Source organism: Taibaiella chishuiensis (assembly GCF_003014535.1).
In the GTDB taxonomy this organism is placed as follows: domain Bacteria; phylum Bacteroidota; class Bacteroidia; order Chitinophagales; family Chitinophagaceae; genus Taibaiella; species Taibaiella chishuiensis.
Window position 1 is genome coordinate 92,198 of the sequence record NZ_PYGD01000010.1, and the last position, 14,436, is coordinate 106,633.

The 14,436-nt window shown below is 51.7% G+C and carries 18 protein-coding genes and 2 tRNA genes; 2 read left to right on the top strand and 18 right to left on the bottom strand.

Annotated features, from left to right (window positions below; genetic code table 11):
• Positions 1-166: 166 nt before the first annotated feature.
• Complete coding sequence (locus B0I18_RS25155) at positions 167-343, bottom strand: hypothetical protein (RefSeq protein ID WP_181358552.1); 177 nt, start codon at positions 341-343, stop codon at positions 167-169.
• A gap of 147 nt (positions 344-490) precedes the next feature.
• Between B0I18_RS25155 and B0I18_RS20295 the strand changes: the two genes are divergently transcribed.
• Positions 491-1,537 (top strand): alpha/beta fold hydrolase, encoded by a 1,047-nt coding sequence (locus B0I18_RS20295; RefSeq protein WP_181358553.1) that lies wholly within the window; start codon positions 491-493, stop codon positions 1,535-1,537.
• 10 nt (positions 1,538-1,547) lie between these two features.
• Here the strand turns inward: B0I18_RS20295 and B0I18_RS20300 are convergent, their stop codons facing one another.
• The 14 genes from B0I18_RS20300 to B0I18_RS20365 all read right to left on the bottom strand — a co-directional run bounded on the left by B0I18_RS20300 (position 1,548) and on the right by B0I18_RS20365 (position 11,922).
• Positions 1,548-2,399 carry a class I SAM-dependent methyltransferase gene (locus B0I18_RS20300; RefSeq protein WP_106524585.1) on the bottom strand — a complete coding sequence of 284 codons (852 nt, stop codon included), beginning with the start codon at positions 2,397-2,399 and terminating at the stop codon, positions 1,548-1,550.
• A gap of 88 nt (positions 2,400-2,487) precedes the next feature.
• Entirely contained in the window at positions 2,488-3,531 is a 1,044-nt protein-coding gene (selD, locus tag B0I18_RS20305) for a selenide, water dikinase SelD (RefSeq protein WP_281258003.1), read from the bottom strand.
• A 91-nt stretch (positions 3,532-3,622) separates the two neighbouring features.
• A complete protein-coding gene (locus B0I18_RS20310) occupies positions 3,623-4,786 on the bottom strand; it encodes an acyltransferase family protein (RefSeq protein ID WP_106524587.1) in 1,164 nt (387 codons plus the stop codon).
• Between the two features lie 210 nt (positions 4,787-4,996).
• Entirely contained in the window at positions 4,997-5,386 is a 390-nt protein-coding gene (locus B0I18_RS20315; protein WP_106524588.1) for a DUF1801 domain-containing protein, read from the bottom strand.
• Positions 5,387-5,398: 12 nt separating this feature from the next.
• Positions 5,399-5,977, bottom strand: coding sequence for a YdeI/OmpD-associated family protein (locus B0I18_RS20320; RefSeq protein ID WP_106524589.1), 579 nt, complete (start codon positions 5,975-5,977; stop codon positions 5,399-5,401).
• Positions 5,978-6,016: 39 nt separating this feature from the next.
• The gene (locus B0I18_RS20325) at positions 6,017-6,589 is read right to left on the bottom strand and encodes a hypothetical protein (RefSeq protein WP_106524590.1); all 573 of its coding nucleotides are present in this window, start codon (positions 6,587-6,589) and stop codon (positions 6,017-6,019) included.
• 19 nt (positions 6,590-6,608) lie between these two features.
• Positions 6,609-6,980, bottom strand: coding sequence for a VOC family protein (locus B0I18_RS20330; protein ID WP_106524591.1), 372 nt, complete (start codon positions 6,978-6,980; stop codon positions 6,609-6,611).
• 304 nt (positions 6,981-7,284) lie between these two features.
• Positions 7,285-7,360 (bottom strand) — tRNA-Lys (locus B0I18_RS20335).
• A gap of 1 nt (position 7,361) precedes the next feature.
• Positions 7,362-7,437, bottom strand: a tRNA-Lys gene (locus B0I18_RS20340).
• Positions 7,428-8,774 carry a hypothetical protein gene (locus B0I18_RS20345; protein ID WP_106524592.1) on the bottom strand — a complete coding sequence of 449 codons (1,347 nt, stop codon included), beginning with the start codon at positions 8,772-8,774 and terminating at the stop codon, positions 7,428-7,430. Before B0I18_RS20345 ends, B0I18_RS20340 begins: the two co-directional genes overlap by 10 nt.
• Before the next feature lie 61 nt (positions 8,775-8,835).
• Positions 8,836-9,189: a TfoX/Sxy family protein gene (locus B0I18_RS20350; protein ID WP_106524593.1), complete on the bottom strand. Its 354-nt coding sequence runs from the start codon at positions 9,187-9,189 to the stop codon at positions 8,836-8,838.
• Between the two features lie 17 nt (positions 9,190-9,206).
• On the bottom strand, positions 9,207-10,298 hold the full coding sequence (mnmH, locus tag B0I18_RS20355) for a tRNA 2-selenouridine(34) synthase MnmH (protein ID WP_106524699.1): 1,092 nt from the start codon (positions 10,296-10,298) through the stop codon (positions 9,207-9,209).
• 126 nt (positions 10,299-10,424) lie between these two features.
• Positions 10,425-11,036 carry an FMN-dependent NADH-azoreductase gene (locus B0I18_RS20360; RefSeq protein WP_106524594.1) on the bottom strand — a complete coding sequence of 204 codons (612 nt, stop codon included), beginning with the start codon at positions 11,034-11,036 and terminating at the stop codon, positions 10,425-10,427.
• Between the two features lie 52 nt (positions 11,037-11,088).
• Complete coding sequence (locus B0I18_RS20365) at positions 11,089-11,922, bottom strand: sigma-70 family RNA polymerase sigma factor (protein WP_106524595.1); 834 nt, start codon at positions 11,920-11,922, stop codon at positions 11,089-11,091.
• Between the two features lie 130 nt (positions 11,923-12,052).
• Between B0I18_RS20365 and B0I18_RS20370 the strand changes: the two genes are divergently transcribed.
• Positions 12,053-12,700, top strand: a complete 648-nt coding sequence (locus tag B0I18_RS20370; protein WP_106524700.1) for a GNAT family N-acetyltransferase — start codon at positions 12,053-12,055, stop codon at positions 12,698-12,700.
• 18 nt (positions 12,701-12,718) lie between these two features.
• On the opposite strand, the gene B0I18_RS20375 is transcribed toward B0I18_RS20370, so the two are convergent.
• The 3 genes from B0I18_RS20375 to B0I18_RS20385 form a co-directional block, all read right to left on the bottom strand.
• Positions 12,719-13,150, bottom strand: coding sequence for an SMI1/KNR4 family protein (locus B0I18_RS20375; protein ID WP_106524596.1), 432 nt, complete (start codon positions 13,148-13,150; stop codon positions 12,719-12,721).
• 100 nt (positions 13,151-13,250) lie between these two features.
• Complete coding sequence (locus tag B0I18_RS20380; protein WP_106524597.1) at positions 13,251-13,691, bottom strand: SMI1/KNR4 family protein; 441 nt, start codon at positions 13,689-13,691, stop codon at positions 13,251-13,253.
• A 12-nt stretch (positions 13,692-13,703) separates the two neighbouring features.
• Positions 13,704-14,300: a hypothetical protein gene (locus B0I18_RS20385; protein WP_146146822.1), complete on the bottom strand. Its 597-nt coding sequence runs from the start codon at positions 14,298-14,300 to the stop codon at positions 13,704-13,706.
• Between the last annotated feature and the right edge of the window lie 136 nt (positions 14,301-14,436).

Genomic DNA, 14,436 nt, shown 5'->3' on the forward strand with positions numbered 1-14,436 from the left:
CCGGTCCTGGTACCTCGCCGGAAACTGCGCACAAAGGCTCTGTGCAGCGTCCCTTACAGCTACAGCACTTATAGCACATGCTCTTTTTGCCCAAAGCAAGCGCGAAGAAAAAGCCCCCAAAACGCCGCTGATCGTTTTGGGGGCAAGTGCTGAAGTTACGTGTTACCTACCAGGCATCTATACAGGACACCATAAAGGACAGGCTGCAATAGGGAATAAATGTAATGGTGATATTCCCGCCTTTTACCTGTTCCGTTTGCCGCTCGACTTTAACTTGTTCAGAGAACGAGACAATGGTTTTCTTCGCCAGGCTGAGGCTTTTTTTCTTGGGTTTCTTTTGCATAAAAAAAGTGTTAGGTGTTATAATGATACAAACCTATGTGTCTTTATTATATAAAAAAATACCTGCTTTCTATCATTTTTATATGGTGGTATTGCTTCCAAAAACTGCTATTTAAAGCAGGTACTTGTTATCTTTATGGCCTCAGTTATGAAAAAGATTAAAACACGCTGGATACAGGCCGCAGCTACACTTAAGGCCCGGCCGGGCGGGCATAAGCAAGGCAGGATATATAAAGCAGCCCGTACCACCGGGAGCATTGTTTCCACCCTGCTATTACTCTGTCTTTTTGCAATACCGGTAGCGGGACAGACGCCGCAAGACTATTATGATACCCTGCAGATAGGCGGTATCCGGCAGGTAATCCGGGTACAAGGCAAGGCCGGTGCACCTTTACTGCTCTTCCTGCACGGCGGGCCGGGCAGCTCGCGCATGGCCCAGGCCGACAAGTTCAGTAAGCAACTGCAGGAACATTTTACCGTAGTACAATGGGACCAGCGGGAAACCGGCAGGACCCTGCAATGCAATACGACCAAGGGCCCCATCACTTTAGCCATGATGGAGCAGGATACGGAAGCGCTTGTCGATACCTTACTGCACCGTTTTGCACAAGAGAAACTTTACCTGGCCGGCGAATCCTGGGGCACCGTCCCCGGCTTTTATATGGCCGGCCGGCATCCGGACAAGCTGCATGCCTACCTGGCTTTCAGCCCCGTTATCGACCAGCTTAAAAGTGAGCGGATGCTGATCGTACTCCTGCAGGACTATGCCCTTATGGCGCATAATAAAGAAGCACAACGTGAGTTACTGAGCGTAAAGATCCCTTTCCGGGAAGCCCGGGATCTTTACTACTCCCGTAAATGGTTGTTTACATATAATGACGAGCCTATCGCAGATAAAGATACTGCGGTTATGAAAAGCTATCTTGAAACCTGGTCGGCTACCTGGTTGCCGGTCTGGAATGCAGCACTGCAGCGCAACCTGCTGAAAACGCTTCCTGAAATAAAATGCCCGGTATACTTTTTTATCGGTGGCAAGGACCTGCAAACGAACTGTACCATTGCCAAATCCTATTATGAATCGCTCAAAGCCCCGGCCAAGGCGCTATTCTGGTATAAAGATGCAGGACATTCGCTGTTGGTGACTGAAGCCCCGGAAGTACAGCGAACCATTATAGAAAAAATACTGCGGCAATAAGGGGCCGCGCTCAGGTAGTGGCCACGAGAAACAATTCGCCACTCGAGGGCAGCAAACCATCGCTACGCCCGTTAAAGTACTGGCGGCCCAGGTCTTTATCGGTGATCAGCTTTGCATCTTTAAACCCGGCCTGTTGTGCGAGGTGTATCACTTCGTGCGGGGCAAAAAAACTGACAAAAGGCGTACCGGATTCGCGTGCGCCTTTTTCCGCAATCGCCTGCAGCGGACGGTCTTCTTCGTCCATCAGTTCCATAGGCAGGTAAAAGGTCATGGCCAGCGTAGAGCCTGGCGCAAGGGTTGCCACCTGGCGCAAGGTAGCGCTTATAGCCTCGCGGGTCAGGTACAGGGTAACGCCCGTGCATGCCACCACGGCAGGCAACGTAGTATCGAATCCCGCTTGCAGCAAGGCTTCCCACCAGGAGTCTTGCTCGAAGTCAACAGCTACGAAATGCAATCCATCCGGCAGCGGATACCCTTCTTCTTTTAAACGTTGCTGTTTCCAGGCCTGGGTATCCGGCTGGTCTACTTCGTAAACAGCCAGCCGGGATGTTATATCCGGCCGGCGTTGGGCAAAGGTATCAAGACCTGCACCCAACAAAACATATTGACGTGTGCCCTGCTGACTCTGGCTGATAACCAGGTCCTCGATAAAACGGCTTCGTGCTACCATGGTAGCGCGAAGCCGTCGTGTAAAATCAGGATGCATATCGGGGCGTTGCTGCCAGCCCGCCGGGGGGCTGATCAATTGCAGCCCGGTTTCGTCGTTAAGGATATAAGGCGGCGCATCGACCTGCATATGTAATGCCCGCCACAGGGCGGTTCTTACGGCAGTATTATCGGGTGTTGTATGGGGAGCAGTCATGTTTGTTGGGCTTTAGCGGGCATGAGTCCGTATGAGACTGTATGTAACAGTTGTCCCCCGATAAGGTTCGCCAGGGCTGCAGCCGGTGTTATACCACGCGGATCAGCGGCGCATCATCCTGTTGCGCTTCCAGGTGCCCTATAGCCTGCAAATCATAACCTTGTTCACGCATCAGTTGTTCAAATGCGGCAGCGCCTTCCGGGCTTACCGCAACCAGCAAGCCACCGCTGGTTTGCGGATCAGCCAGTATCTGTTTCTGCCGTTCGGTAACCGGGCCTATCTTCATGCCGTAGCTGGCCCAGTTGCGGTTGGTGCCACCGGGAATACAGCCCTGGTCCAGGTATCGGGATACCGAACCGATCACGGGTACTTTGTCATATTCTATTACTGCCGCAAGGCCGCTACCGGCGCACATTTCACTCAGGTGCCCCAACAGGCCGAAGCCCGTTACATCAGTCAGGGCTTTGACACACTCCAGGCCGCCCAGCAATGCACCGGTTTTGTTGAGACTGGTCATACTGCGCAGCGCTATCGCGGCGTCTTCCGGCTGCAGCAAGCCGCGCTTCTGTGCGGTAGAGAGCACGCCTACACCCAGGGCTTTGGTCAGGTAGAGGCGGCAGCCTTCGGTGGCGGTAGCATTTTGTTTCAGGTTGGGCAGGCTTACGATCCCGTTCACGGCCAGGCCAAATACCGGCTCAGGACAGTCGATGCTGTGACCACCGGCCAGCGTAATACCGGCCTCGGCACAGATTGCCCTGGCGCCTTCGAGCACCCGGCCCGCCACCTCGGGCGGCAGCTTATCGATGGGCCAGCCCAGTATGGCAATAGCCAGTACAGGTTTGCCGCCCATGGCGTATACATCGCTGATGGCATTGGCGGAAGCGATACGGCCAAAATCGAAGGCATCATCCACGATGGGCATAAAGAAATCGGTAGTGGAGATGAGGGCGGTGCCATTACCCAGGTCGAGCACGGCCGCATCATCGCGTTTATCGTTACCCACCAGCAGCCTCGGATCGGGTGGTGTTACCGTAGCGGTACTGTGCAGGATCCTGTCCAGCAGGGCAGGACTGATCTTACAGCCGCAACCGGCGCCGTGGGAGTATTGGGTAAGTTTGTATTCGTTGGCTATTGTGGTTTCCATAATTGTAAAATGCAGGTTTTGAATCCTGGCTTGTGCAGGTGTAAAAATAAAGCTTTAGCCCGAATGCAAGCAGCCTTACTTAAGCCGGGGGAATAACAGCGCTTCCCGTTTGCAATTTTTCCCGCGAGGGTAGCAATCGCTTACGCAGGCGCAGGAAAGGCTGTTCTACAAGGCGGTGCATCAGCCCGGCAAAACACAAACAGGCAAGGATACTGATCACTAATAACAGGTTGCTGTTGATTTGCTGTCCGGCAAGCAGGTCGTGCGTCATATGGATAAGACCTTTGTGCGTAAGGTATACGGCATAAGACAAGGTTGCGATCCGGCTGCTCAGCCCGGATTTCAGCCGGTACAACAGGCTGCCGGGACTTACGGCGCCGGCAACCAATAATCCGTAACCCAGTGCGATTAAAGGATACCCGTATACCGAAGCGCTGAAAGTCATCTGGTCTTCGCATAAAAACCAGGCGGCAACCAGGATTGCAGGGCCGGCAACAAGCATCAGGTTGCCATACCGGCTTATGCGGCTCCAGGCGCCGGGAGCAAAGTGATAGAGCGCAGCCAGGCCCACACCGGCCAACAGGCCGTCCAGGCGGTTCCAACTGGGATAATAAATGTATTGGTACCAGTACATCCAGCTGATCTCCGTACTGCTTTGCGGCAGGTAGTACTCCCGGTAACTATAAACCCTGATGATAAAACCCGCAAGAAAGAGGGCCAGCAACAGCCACCAGGATCGCCTGAACAGCCGTAGCCGGTACAACAGGACCAATACGAGCGGAAAGAACAGGTAAAAATGTTCTTCTACACAAAGCGACCAGCAATGCGAAAAAGTGCCCTGGTCTTTCAGGTTCAACCCGATGTTCTGGATAAAGGTCAGGAACTTCCACAACGGCGGAAGGCTTTCTTTTTCCCTGAAAAAAGGGAAACAAAAATAGAGTGCCAGGGTAACTCCGAATGCCGGTAAGATACGCAGGGAACGCCTGATGAAAAAGGTTTTGAGCGAAAAGCCCTGTCCGCTTTTGCTTTCGGCAAACAGCTGTGCGGCGATCAGGAAACCGCTCAGTACAAAGAAAAGATCAACACCCGTCCAGCCGAAAGCCGCAACAGGCGGCAACCATGCCGGTTCCCCCTTACTCAATATAAAATAGTGAAACAGGAAAACATAAGTAATGGCAAGCGTTCTCAGGTGGTCGAGGCCATGAAGCTTTTGCGAAACGCCGGGATGAGTCGGTAACGGCACGTCAATCGTATTTTCAGGTGAGGGGAGCTACGAAGAACGGTAATAAAAAGCAAGGCCATAATCCAGATGGTAAAAATATTTTTCCACACCGGGCCGTTACGGTATGGGACACGATTGTAGTCGCGGAGACAGTATTCCTGCAAGGCTGTGTCCCGGTTTTGCTTGACGGGAGGTGATCGAGGAACGGGGAAATGAGGCCGTTCCGTTTATTTATTTGAGCCGTTCCAGCAGCCCTTTGCGTTTGACCAGGTTTTTATAATCCCATTGGATTTGTATCGCCTTTTCCAGCCAGCGTTTGAGGGCCGGGATATCGATATCTTCTACAGACCCGTAACGGATCTCCGCTGCTTTAAACTTGCCTTCGGGAGTAAGACCGGGTTCATCGAACGATTGCCCGCTCCAGAACATAAGGTTCATGCCGCTCTTCCGACGGCTATAACCCGCTATGGGATTGCCATCCAGGAACCATACCGGGTGTGCATGCCAGACTTTACTTTCTGCCCCGGGCAGATATTGGTCGATCTTTACGGCAAGCAGGTTGCAAATCGGCTGATCTTCGGGGCTTTGTGCCTGGTTATAGGTTGTAATATCGGGATGCATGGCGGTTGATTTTTATTTTTTATACTTATTATCTTTAAATGCATTGATACCGTTCGCGCTGTCGCTGATCAGTTGTTGCAACCGTTTCAGCCGCGTGGCTTCCTGCTTCGCGCCCATAATCCAGTTTACCGACGATTTACGGTACCCCGGCGCCAGGGCTTGGAAATAGGTCCAGGCTGCTTTATCGGCTTTTAACTGTTGTTCCAGTTCCGGCGCCAGCTTTATCTCGTCCTGTTCGTGCGTGTATAGTTTTGTTTTCTGATCGTTGCGGTTGTTAAAGGCTTCCAGTCCTGCGGGCTGCATCAACCCGGCCTTCGTAAGCGCAGCTATCTTCCTGATGTTGACTGTGCTCCAGATGCTGTTGGGCTTTCGGGGCGTAAACCGGATCTTATAACTCAGCACATCGATCGAGGTACGTACACCGTCGATCCAGCCAAAACAAAGCGCCTGGTCCACGGCTTCGGACCAGGTAATGGAAGCTTTGCCACTACCGGTTTTATAAAAGCCGACCACCAATTCCGTTGCGTTTTGGTGGTGCTGTTGCAGCCAGCGGCGAAAGGCCGCGGGATTCTTAAAAAATGTTGGTGTCATAAAGCAGCTATCCCTTGTGTTGTTTATCCTAACTAGGACTTATAAACGGTCCCCGTTATTTTTCTCTGCTTCGGTTCTATAATCTTCGTATGCGTATTGCCCGGGGCTGCTTTGTTCGCCGGTTAAAACGATAAGCCCGGTATCCAGCCAGTGTAATGCCCGACGGAGTTCGGTTTCCAGCCCGGGCCACCATTGGTCGAGCAAAGCCCGCTGTTCCGGCCGGGACATAGCGAACGATTCGTCGACTTCAACGGCAAGGCCATATTGCATACCCAATTCGTATAAAAAATGATACCCATGACAATATATATCATAACATGTAGCAACCAATTCAAGCGTACGCTCATTGTTCCCTAACGCTTCCTGCAGCAGGGCACGCAGCTTATACGTTTCAAACTCACCCTGGTGGATATGCCCGTTCAGCAGTTTACGGAGTTCATAACCCGCGCCGGCCTGCTTATAGGGAAAGGCAATCAGCTCCAGGTAGTCATCAGGCTGCAACGCGGTTTCCAACTCTTTGCTGGCATACACCCATTGTTCAAATTCGGGCATTTCGATCCCGCCTTCCAGCATCCTGAAAAAATATACTTTGATATGCAGTGGTAATGACATCGGGGTAAATTTTGCCGGCCTACCGGTGCTGGTCTACGAGAATGATATTGCCATCAGGATCGGTAACCATAAAGCTGGCGGGGCCGGTGGTATTTTCGTCCGCCTGCGGATGAACGGCAAGGCCTTTGCTCTTCAGTTGGCGTTGTATGTCCCGTACATCATCGAAGGATTCCAGGTTTTGGGCATTATGATCCCAGCCCGGGTTGAAGGTAAGAATATTGCCTTCAAACATGCCCTGGAACAAACCGATAAGGGCTTCGCCGTTTTTCATGATCAGGTAATGTTGTTCCGGTCCGCCGGCAAACACGCTGAAGCCCAGGTGTTCGTAAAATGTTTTTGATTGGTCGAGGTCTTTTACGCTCAGGCTTACAGAGAAGGCTCCTAGTTGCATGGTGTTAGATATTAGATATTAGATATTAGATATTAGATATTAGATATTAGATATTAGATATTAGATATTAGATGTCATCCTGATCCTGGCGAAGGGTCTCATCCGTTAGCTGGCCGTATTAAAGGGCCGTACACCAGGAGGGTTACGGCCCTCCTGAGCGCAGCGAAGGAGCTCTCCGGTAGCTGGCTTTAGCAGCGTGTAAAGCATCAAGCACCAGACGTTCCGCTGTCATTCTGGGCGCAGCGAAGGATCTCATCGATTAGCCGGCCGTATTAAAGGACCGGACCCGTCCTATACGGATTCATGGCTCTGGTAACAGGGCTCGAACCTGTGTCCACCCGGTCCAAGAGCCGGGCGCTCTGCCACTGAGCTATACCAGAGTGGCGATAGGTGCAGGGCTCGAACCTGCGTCCATCCGGGAAAAGAGCCGGACGTTCTGCCACTGAACTAACCTACCGGGTTTGTTCCGGGATCGGGGCGTTTTAGCCCTTTACCCGAAAAAAACTTTTGCTGTTTCAGCACCGTCGCCAGGAAGGGATTGGCTATGGCAACGCCATGAACCAATTCAGGCGTAGGCCTGAACGCTGTTACGCCATGTATGCGGGGAGCTATCCATCCCGATTTTTCAGGGTCCAGGCCTGCCTCCCTGCAATACCGGGTCACCTGCTCTTTGGTACAACTTTCTTTACCCCGGAATACTTCCCAGGGCAAAGGTAGCTTATTCCAGACTGCAGTGTTGGGATCCAGTTTGCCACCACCGGCCGCATGCCAGGCCACTACATCGGCAGCCATCAGGCGCAGCACCTTTCCAAAACAGATGTCATCCAGGAGCGCTTCCATGCCCGATGCATATACCAGGTGCATCCAATGGTCCCTGGCTTTGTTCCATGCGGCGGCGGTATTATTCCAGGTGGTAGAATCATCGCCTCTTTTTACCACCATCGTCTGCAGGTTGATCCGGCTGCTTTGCCATACTTCGTCAAGTAGGGCGGCTATGTCCTCTAATAAGGAGGTCCACTTACCCAGCAACTGGCCCTTTTGCCCCTCTGATAATCGCGACAATACTTCGGCACTGGTGTACAGGTGGGCTATTGCCCACCAATTGGTACGATCCGGTTGCCTGCGGCAACGGTTCAGCAGCAGGTCGCATATTTCGTCGTAGGGCCGGTCCTGGCTCTGGTTGGTAAAAACGCTTCTTAAATTACAGCGCGCGTTATAATAGGCAATAAAACAAGCGGTATCAGGATCTGCCGAAAAGTCCTCCAGGCTTATCATACCGGCGAGACCATGTTTACCGGCCTTCTGAAAACTGATTTTCCTGCTTTCCCTTATAAAGGTCTGCAGTTTCTTTTCGATGCGTTTCAGCAGCCGCCACTTTTTATTGTAATTGCGTTTGGAAAGGTCCAGGTTGTTTGCTGCACGCTGCACTTTATTGAGCCGGTCGGCTGTAAAGTCATTTTGTCCTACGGGTTTGTGAATGATGGATGAGGCCAGCCCGATAAAGGCTTCGATGTCGTCTGCCCGGTTATAATCGCTTTGTACATGCGTATCGAGTTGAAAGAGCTCAATGGCTTTTTCGATCTGCTGCCCCGCACCCTTTGCGCTGGCAAAGGTCTGAAGCATGGAGGTATAACCACCGATCTTTTTGCTCAAAGATCCCTGGGCTACCCGTTCCAGGTTTTTCTTTTCGTTAACGGTTAAGCCATCTCCCAGTAACACGACGATCATTTCTGCGACATCTTCCGGTCTTTTGCGTTCATCCAGGGTCCGGTATAATTGTTCCAGGTTACTCATACGGCGATCGGTAATACTATTTTCAAAACAAGTAAAGCGGGCGCTTTACCGGTTACACGGATTATTTTTTCTTTTTCTTCTTTGCTACTTTGGCTTCGGTATTAAAAGCCAGGCAATGCCCGATCCACCAGGCCAGGGCTTTGGCGGTACCCAGCACCTCGGGTGTTACATAACAATAGCCCTTCAATACCTTGCCTTTCATGATCATGGGCATATACCCGGGCTGCTCTGCGAGCATTTCTTCCAGGGACGGATCGAAACGGCACATCAGGTTGTCGCCGCTGATATTGACGCACATCTTTCCCCGGACCAGGAAAGCCAGTCCGCTGAACATGGCCTTTTCTTCGATCTGCAGATCCGGTTGTTGCTGCAGGTAGTGCCGCACACGGTCGGCCAGATGGGTATCGTAGGGCATGGGCTTATTGTTTGAAATCAGTGATCCTGGTAATCAGTGGATGCCTTGCTCTGCTGTTTTAGTCCTTGCTTCTTTGTCCGGGCGGGCCAGCTTTGTATAAAATCGTGCAGTGTTATGCTATCGGCCTCCGTATCACTACCCGTAATGGCAAGCGGGAATACGGCTGCCTTGTCGCGGGTACCCAGTCCCCTGTGATAGGTTTTATCGTAGTACACCAGCACAATACGGATAAAGTCGGCGATACGGCCTTCCTGTATTGCGGCAATGGCGTGTTTGGTTTGCTCGGGTCCCAGGCGTTTATGGATCTGCTGGGTCCGTTCCGCCAGGAAACCGGCATCCAGCACCCCATATTCCGCCGCCAGCGCCGCCACTCTTTGTTCCGGCGGCACCTGCAAATCTACCAACGTTGCGGTCCGCATGCGGCCCCATAAAGGCAGTGGAATAATACAACGGCCTATCTTTTGCGACTCGTCTTCGAGCCACAACCGCTGGTCCGGGTTGATATCTTTCAGTTGCCAGGCCAGGTTATTTTCGAATTGCTCCTGGCTGGGTTGTACCATCCTGTTCATAGACCCATAGGCCGATCCCTGGTGCCGGGCCAGGGCCTCAAGGTCGATCACCTGGTCGCCCTCCCGGGCCATATGGCGCAACAGGCGGGTTTTGCCCGACCCCGTCATGCCGCCCAGTACCACCAGGTTGTAAACGCGTTCGAACTGGTACCGGCACCAGCCGCGAAAGGCTTTATAACCACCGCGTACCTGGCAAACCTCGAAGCCGTACATATTCAGGGCCCAGGCCATAGCGCCGCTGCGCATACCGCCCCGCCAGCAATGCACGGCAATGCGTTTATCGGGCGCCAACGCCAGGCATTGCCGTATAAAACCCGACCATTTAGGACCTACCAGGTCGAAACCCAATAGGATAGCGGGTTCGCGGCCAGCTTGTTTATACGTGGTGCCAACCTGTACGCGTTCCTCGTTACTGAAAATGGGCACATTTACTGCACCGGGCACGTGGCCCTGCGCAAACTCGGCAGGGGTGCGCACATCGACCAGCAAAGGCGCATCAGGTTGCTGTATCCAGTCTTCTATGGGAATACTCCGTATCATATTGCTTCGCGTAAAGGTAGCCAATTTGTACGGGCTATGTATCATAAAGAGATACCCTGCCGGACCGGTACACATGGAAAGTGCAGTCGTCGGGGCAGGGTATCTTTTCTTTAATGCAGAACGGGCTTAATGCGTTGTCCGTAACGCCGCGGCCAGCATCTGGTCTACCTGTTGCCGGTAAGTAAAAGGCCAGTCGCCGGCAAAGTGCTCCTGTTGGGTATTTTCCATAGCGATAATACCGGGTTCTGTAATACCCATAAAGGCCAGTATACCGGAGAGATAACTCCCGAAGGCATCGAAAGGCACATAGGCCTTACTACCGCCCCTGGCCGTGATCAGCCAGCACTGCTTGTCCTGCAGCAGGCCGGTATAACCGCCGCCGGCAAGGGGTTTAAAGGTCTCCTGTACCCTTACGATATGGTCCAGGTAGGTTTTCAGGGTAGATGGAATACCGAAATTATACATGGGACAGGTAAGCAACAGGTGCGTGCAATGCTGCAATTCTTCGCAAAGCAGGTTTGATGTTTCCAGTATCTCCGCTTCACGGTTACCCGCGAAGTAGGCCTGTGCCAATGGCCCGTTTAAATGTGGCAGGGGATCGGCATTGAGGTCCCGCCGGATAATATGCGCTCCCGGGTTGGCTTCCAGCCAGCGTTGTTCAAAATAATCGCCAAGTTCCCGGGTATACGATCCCTGGTATCTAATACTGGCATCGATACGCAATAATGTCTGCTCCATAACAAAAATGTTTTGCCAGGAAGACAAACAAGGCCGGGTAAACGTGACAGGATCAGGCCGGTAATTCCAGGCCACGCAATTTTTCCGGGTCGATCATGGAATAGATATTACAGATCCGGCCTTCGGCATCGAGGTCCATGATCTGGCAGGCATACAACCGGTCCTGTTTATAAAAGCAAAGCGCAGGTTGATGATTAACCGTAGTGTATGCCCATCGTGTAGTATGCAAAAACAGGGCAAACACATATTGCAACAGGCTGGCTGTAGCTTGCCTCCCGATCATTATGTCTTTGATCACCTTTACCTTCCGACCGCCATCGGCCATCAGTTGAATATCGTCGAGCAATAGTTGTTGCAACCCGTCGATATCGGCTTCGGTAAGCGTATGGATATAACGGTCGAGTACCGGCTGCGGTGCAGGAACAGAAGTGTTGAATGGCCTGTTCTTTAAGGCTTTCCGGGCACGGGTAAGCAATTGGCGGGAATGCTCCGTACTGATATCCAGCAGTGCTGCAATCTCTTCATGCAGGTAATCGAATCCTTCTTTCAGGATAAAGACGGCCCGCTCCCGCGGATTTAATTGCTCCATCAGTACCAGTAGTGTATAACCGGCCGTCTGCTCCCGGATCAGTTTGCATTCCGGGTTGTCGGTCGCTATCGGATCGGGTAACCATACACCATAGGGTTGCTGGCGTTGCTGCCGCTTCCTGAAGTTGATGGCCGTATTGATCACCGATTTCAGCAGGTAACTGCTTTCATTGCCGATATGGCTTTTATCCAGGGTTATAAACTTTTCCATGGTATCCTGCACCATATCTTTCGCATCCTCGTAACAGCCGGTAATGTTATAGGCATAGGTCAACAATTTTTTATACGTCTGCTCCATTGCTGTTTTTTGCTGAAGACAAACTTACGGGCAAAAACGTGACAAGTGTTACGAAAATATCGCCTTTTGCCCGGCTGCACAGCTTATGTTACATTCCGTAACTTTGTACATCACCATCTGTTCAGGGCTTATGCGACAGCATGTCGAACAACAACTGGTCGAAAAATGGTTGCGGGGCTGGTCTTTGTCCAGGCGCCTGCCCTTACCGGTTCCTTACAAGTCGGGCTTCAAAGTGACGGTAGGTTATGCCGATCAGCAGGAACGTTATGTATTTCCTGCTTTTAATGCCGATGTCCGGGCATTGGCCACGGACATTTCCGACCCGCACATCTTTCTTAAAATCTGTAATGCACCCACCGACCTCGGGACGCTTTTGCCCGCCCGCTGGACCATTCAGCCCCAGGCTTATATGATGTCGTGTGAGGGTAAGCAGCAAGCGGCCTGCATACAACTGCCTGAGGGTTATACCTGGGAAACGGAAGTATATCCGGGCACCCACAAACTCGATATTATTTGTCGTAATACCCTTGAAGTAGCCGCAAGCGGCAGGGTAGTGCAGGTGGAAGATATGGCGATATTCGACCGGATCAGTACCACGGCCGGGCATCGCCGTAAGGGACTGGCTACACAGCTTATGCTGGCCTTACAGCAAATAGCCCTGGAGCAGGGTATCCGCAGGCATATCCTGGTGGCGACAGCCGAAGGCCGTCTCCTGTACGAAAGCATGGACTGGCGGGTATATTGCCCGTATACCTCAGCCGTGATCCCGGGATCTTAAATGGGATAGGCCGCATTGCTAGGGGATACCCAGTGTTTCCTGCCAATCATACAGCCCGCCCGGGTCGAATACGTTACCGGCAAGGAAGTATTCGAGGAAGGTAACCAGGGAATGGGTCATCGTTATTTCCGGGTAACTCATGTTGAAGATCTCGTATTGCCCGGCATCCGTACGGCGCAAACCCCAACCGTCACAATAAGTCAGGTATTCCGAAAAGATAAAACAGTTATCGCCCATGCCGTGCTTAAACTGAGTAATTTCCTCCAGTTCGGTCATGATAAACCAATCTTCTTCGCAGCAAAAACCATTGCAATATTCGTAAAATGCCCTGAAATCATCCGGTAAGGGGAAGCCGATACGTGCTTCAAAGGCCAGTATCGCAGTGGGTTTGGCCGCCGGGTATACGGTTATTCCTTCCGCACAATGTTTATCCGTTATAGCATCGACCAGTTTTTTATCATTGCTATGTTTTCGCTATGCATAATTTAATTAGGCAAATAGTAATGATGGTAGTAACCGGAGGTTTTCAGGTCCGGATATCGCGGTACATTCAGACAAGACCCCGTTCTTCCTGTAAAGTATATAATCCGCCGGGTTGAAATACACCACCGGAAAGGAAATGTTCCAAGAAAACAGATAAGGAATTGGTCAGGACAATATCGGGATAATGGGTATTAAAGATCTCGTATTGCCCGGTATCGGACAGCCGTAGCGCCCAGCCTTCGCTGTAGATCATATATTCCGCGAAGATGCACCACCGGTCTCCGTAATTATCGGGATATTGGGCAATCTCTTCAAGTGCAGACATATTGAAAATATCTTCGGTACAGCCAAAGCCATTGCAATAACGGTAAAACGTCCGAAAATCCTCCGGCAAGACAAAACCGATGCGTGCTTCAAATGCCTGTATCGCCGCGGGTGTGACCGCGGCGAATACTTCGATACCATAATCGCGGTGTTTGGCAATAATGGCTTCAACCAGGTTGTGCATGCGCTTTTATATTTAGAGGCCGCAGGTTACCGGGCGGTCCAGCAGGGCGCTGTGCGCCAGTTTGAAATCGATACTGCGGTTCAGCTTTTTCTCGTCCTTACCGGTTTCGGGATTCATCTCCATATCATATACCGAAAGGGTAAGCTTGGATGCTTTTTTCAGCGCGGCACTGAATTCAGGAAGCGGTTGCTTATTGCCTTTTTCAAAAGGGTTGCCATAGTCTTTTCCGTCGAGCAGGAATTGCAGGATACGGCCATCGTCGTTCCTGGAACCCACGAAGTCGATACCGCCGAAATCACCGTCCCTGTAGTTATCGCTGTATTCGACCAGGAACCCGGGCGCGCCTTTGCCTTCGCAATTGAGCCACAGGTGCATCATATAGTCTTTATGCGAAAGATTGAGCAGGTGGTCAGCATGTTCTTTATTGAAACGGACCAGTATCCAGCCATCTGTAGGCAAGGTCTTTTTCCAGGCCACCATTTCTTCGTTCGACATTTCTCCCGACACCGTAATGATATTTTTACTGTCGTCCTGTTGGGCCATAGCAACAGAAGTCATGCAGGTCAGTGCAAAAAGAGGAAGGATCGATCGCATTTTCAGAGTATTCATCGTATTGGGATTTAAGCCGCAAATATAAGGTATATGTACCCGTACTTCTTGTTGATACCGAAGCAGTACAGCGGTATACCCGGCCCCGGGAGGCCCGCCTATCGCGGTTATACGCGATTCCGGTACGGATAGCGCT

Bases quoted from the DNA above. Each gene is read 5' to 3' on its own strand.
- B0I18_RS25155 (WP_181358552.1), bottom strand. From the start codon at position 343: ATGCAAAAGAAACCCAAGAAAAAAAGCCTCAGCCTGGCGAAGAAAACC.
- B0I18_RS20295 (WP_181358553.1), top strand. From the start codon at position 491: ATGAAAAAGATTAAAACACGCTGGATACAGGCCGCAGCTACACTTAAG.
- B0I18_RS20300 (WP_106524585.1), bottom strand. From the start codon at position 2,399: ATGACTGCTCCCCATACAACACCCGATAATACTGCCGTAAGAACCGCC.
- B0I18_RS20315 (WP_106524588.1), bottom strand. From the start codon at position 5,386: ATGCATCCCGATATTACAACCTATAACCAGGCACAAAGCCCCGAAGAT.
- B0I18_RS20320 (WP_106524589.1), bottom strand. From the start codon at position 5,977: ATGACACCAACATTTTTTAAGAATCCCGCGGCCTTTCGCCGCTGGCTG.
- B0I18_RS20325 (WP_106524590.1), bottom strand. From the start codon at position 6,589: ATGTCATTACCACTGCATATCAAAGTATATTTTTTCAGGATGCTGGAA.
- B0I18_RS20330 (WP_106524591.1), bottom strand. From the start codon at position 6,980: ATGCAACTAGGAGCCTTCTCTGTAAGCCTGAGCGTAAAAGACCTCGAC.
- B0I18_RS20345 (WP_106524592.1), bottom strand. From the start codon at position 8,774: ATGAGTAACCTGGAACAATTATACCGGACCCTGGATGAACGCAAAAGA.
- B0I18_RS20350 (WP_106524593.1), bottom strand. From the start codon at position 9,189: ATGCCCTACGATACCCATCTGGCCGACCGTGTGCGGCACTACCTGCAG.
- mnmH (WP_106524699.1), bottom strand. From the start codon at position 10,298: ATGATACGGAGTATTCCCATAGAAGACTGGATACAGCAACCTGATGCG.
- B0I18_RS20360 (WP_106524594.1), bottom strand. From the start codon at position 11,036: ATGGAGCAGACATTATTGCGTATCGATGCCAGTATTAGATACCAGGGA.
- B0I18_RS20365 (WP_106524595.1), bottom strand. From the start codon at position 11,922: ATGGAGCAGACGTATAAAAAATTGTTGACCTATGCCTATAACATTACC.
- B0I18_RS20370 (WP_106524700.1), top strand. From the start codon at position 12,053: ATGCGACAGCATGTCGAACAACAACTGGTCGAAAAATGGTTGCGGGGC.
- B0I18_RS20380 (WP_106524597.1), bottom strand. From the start codon at position 13,691: ATGCACAACCTGGTTGAAGCCATTATTGCCAAACACCGCGATTATGGT.
- B0I18_RS20385 (WP_146146822.1), bottom strand. From the start codon at position 14,300: ATGAATACTCTGAAAATGCGATCGATCCTTCCTCTTTTTGCACTGACC.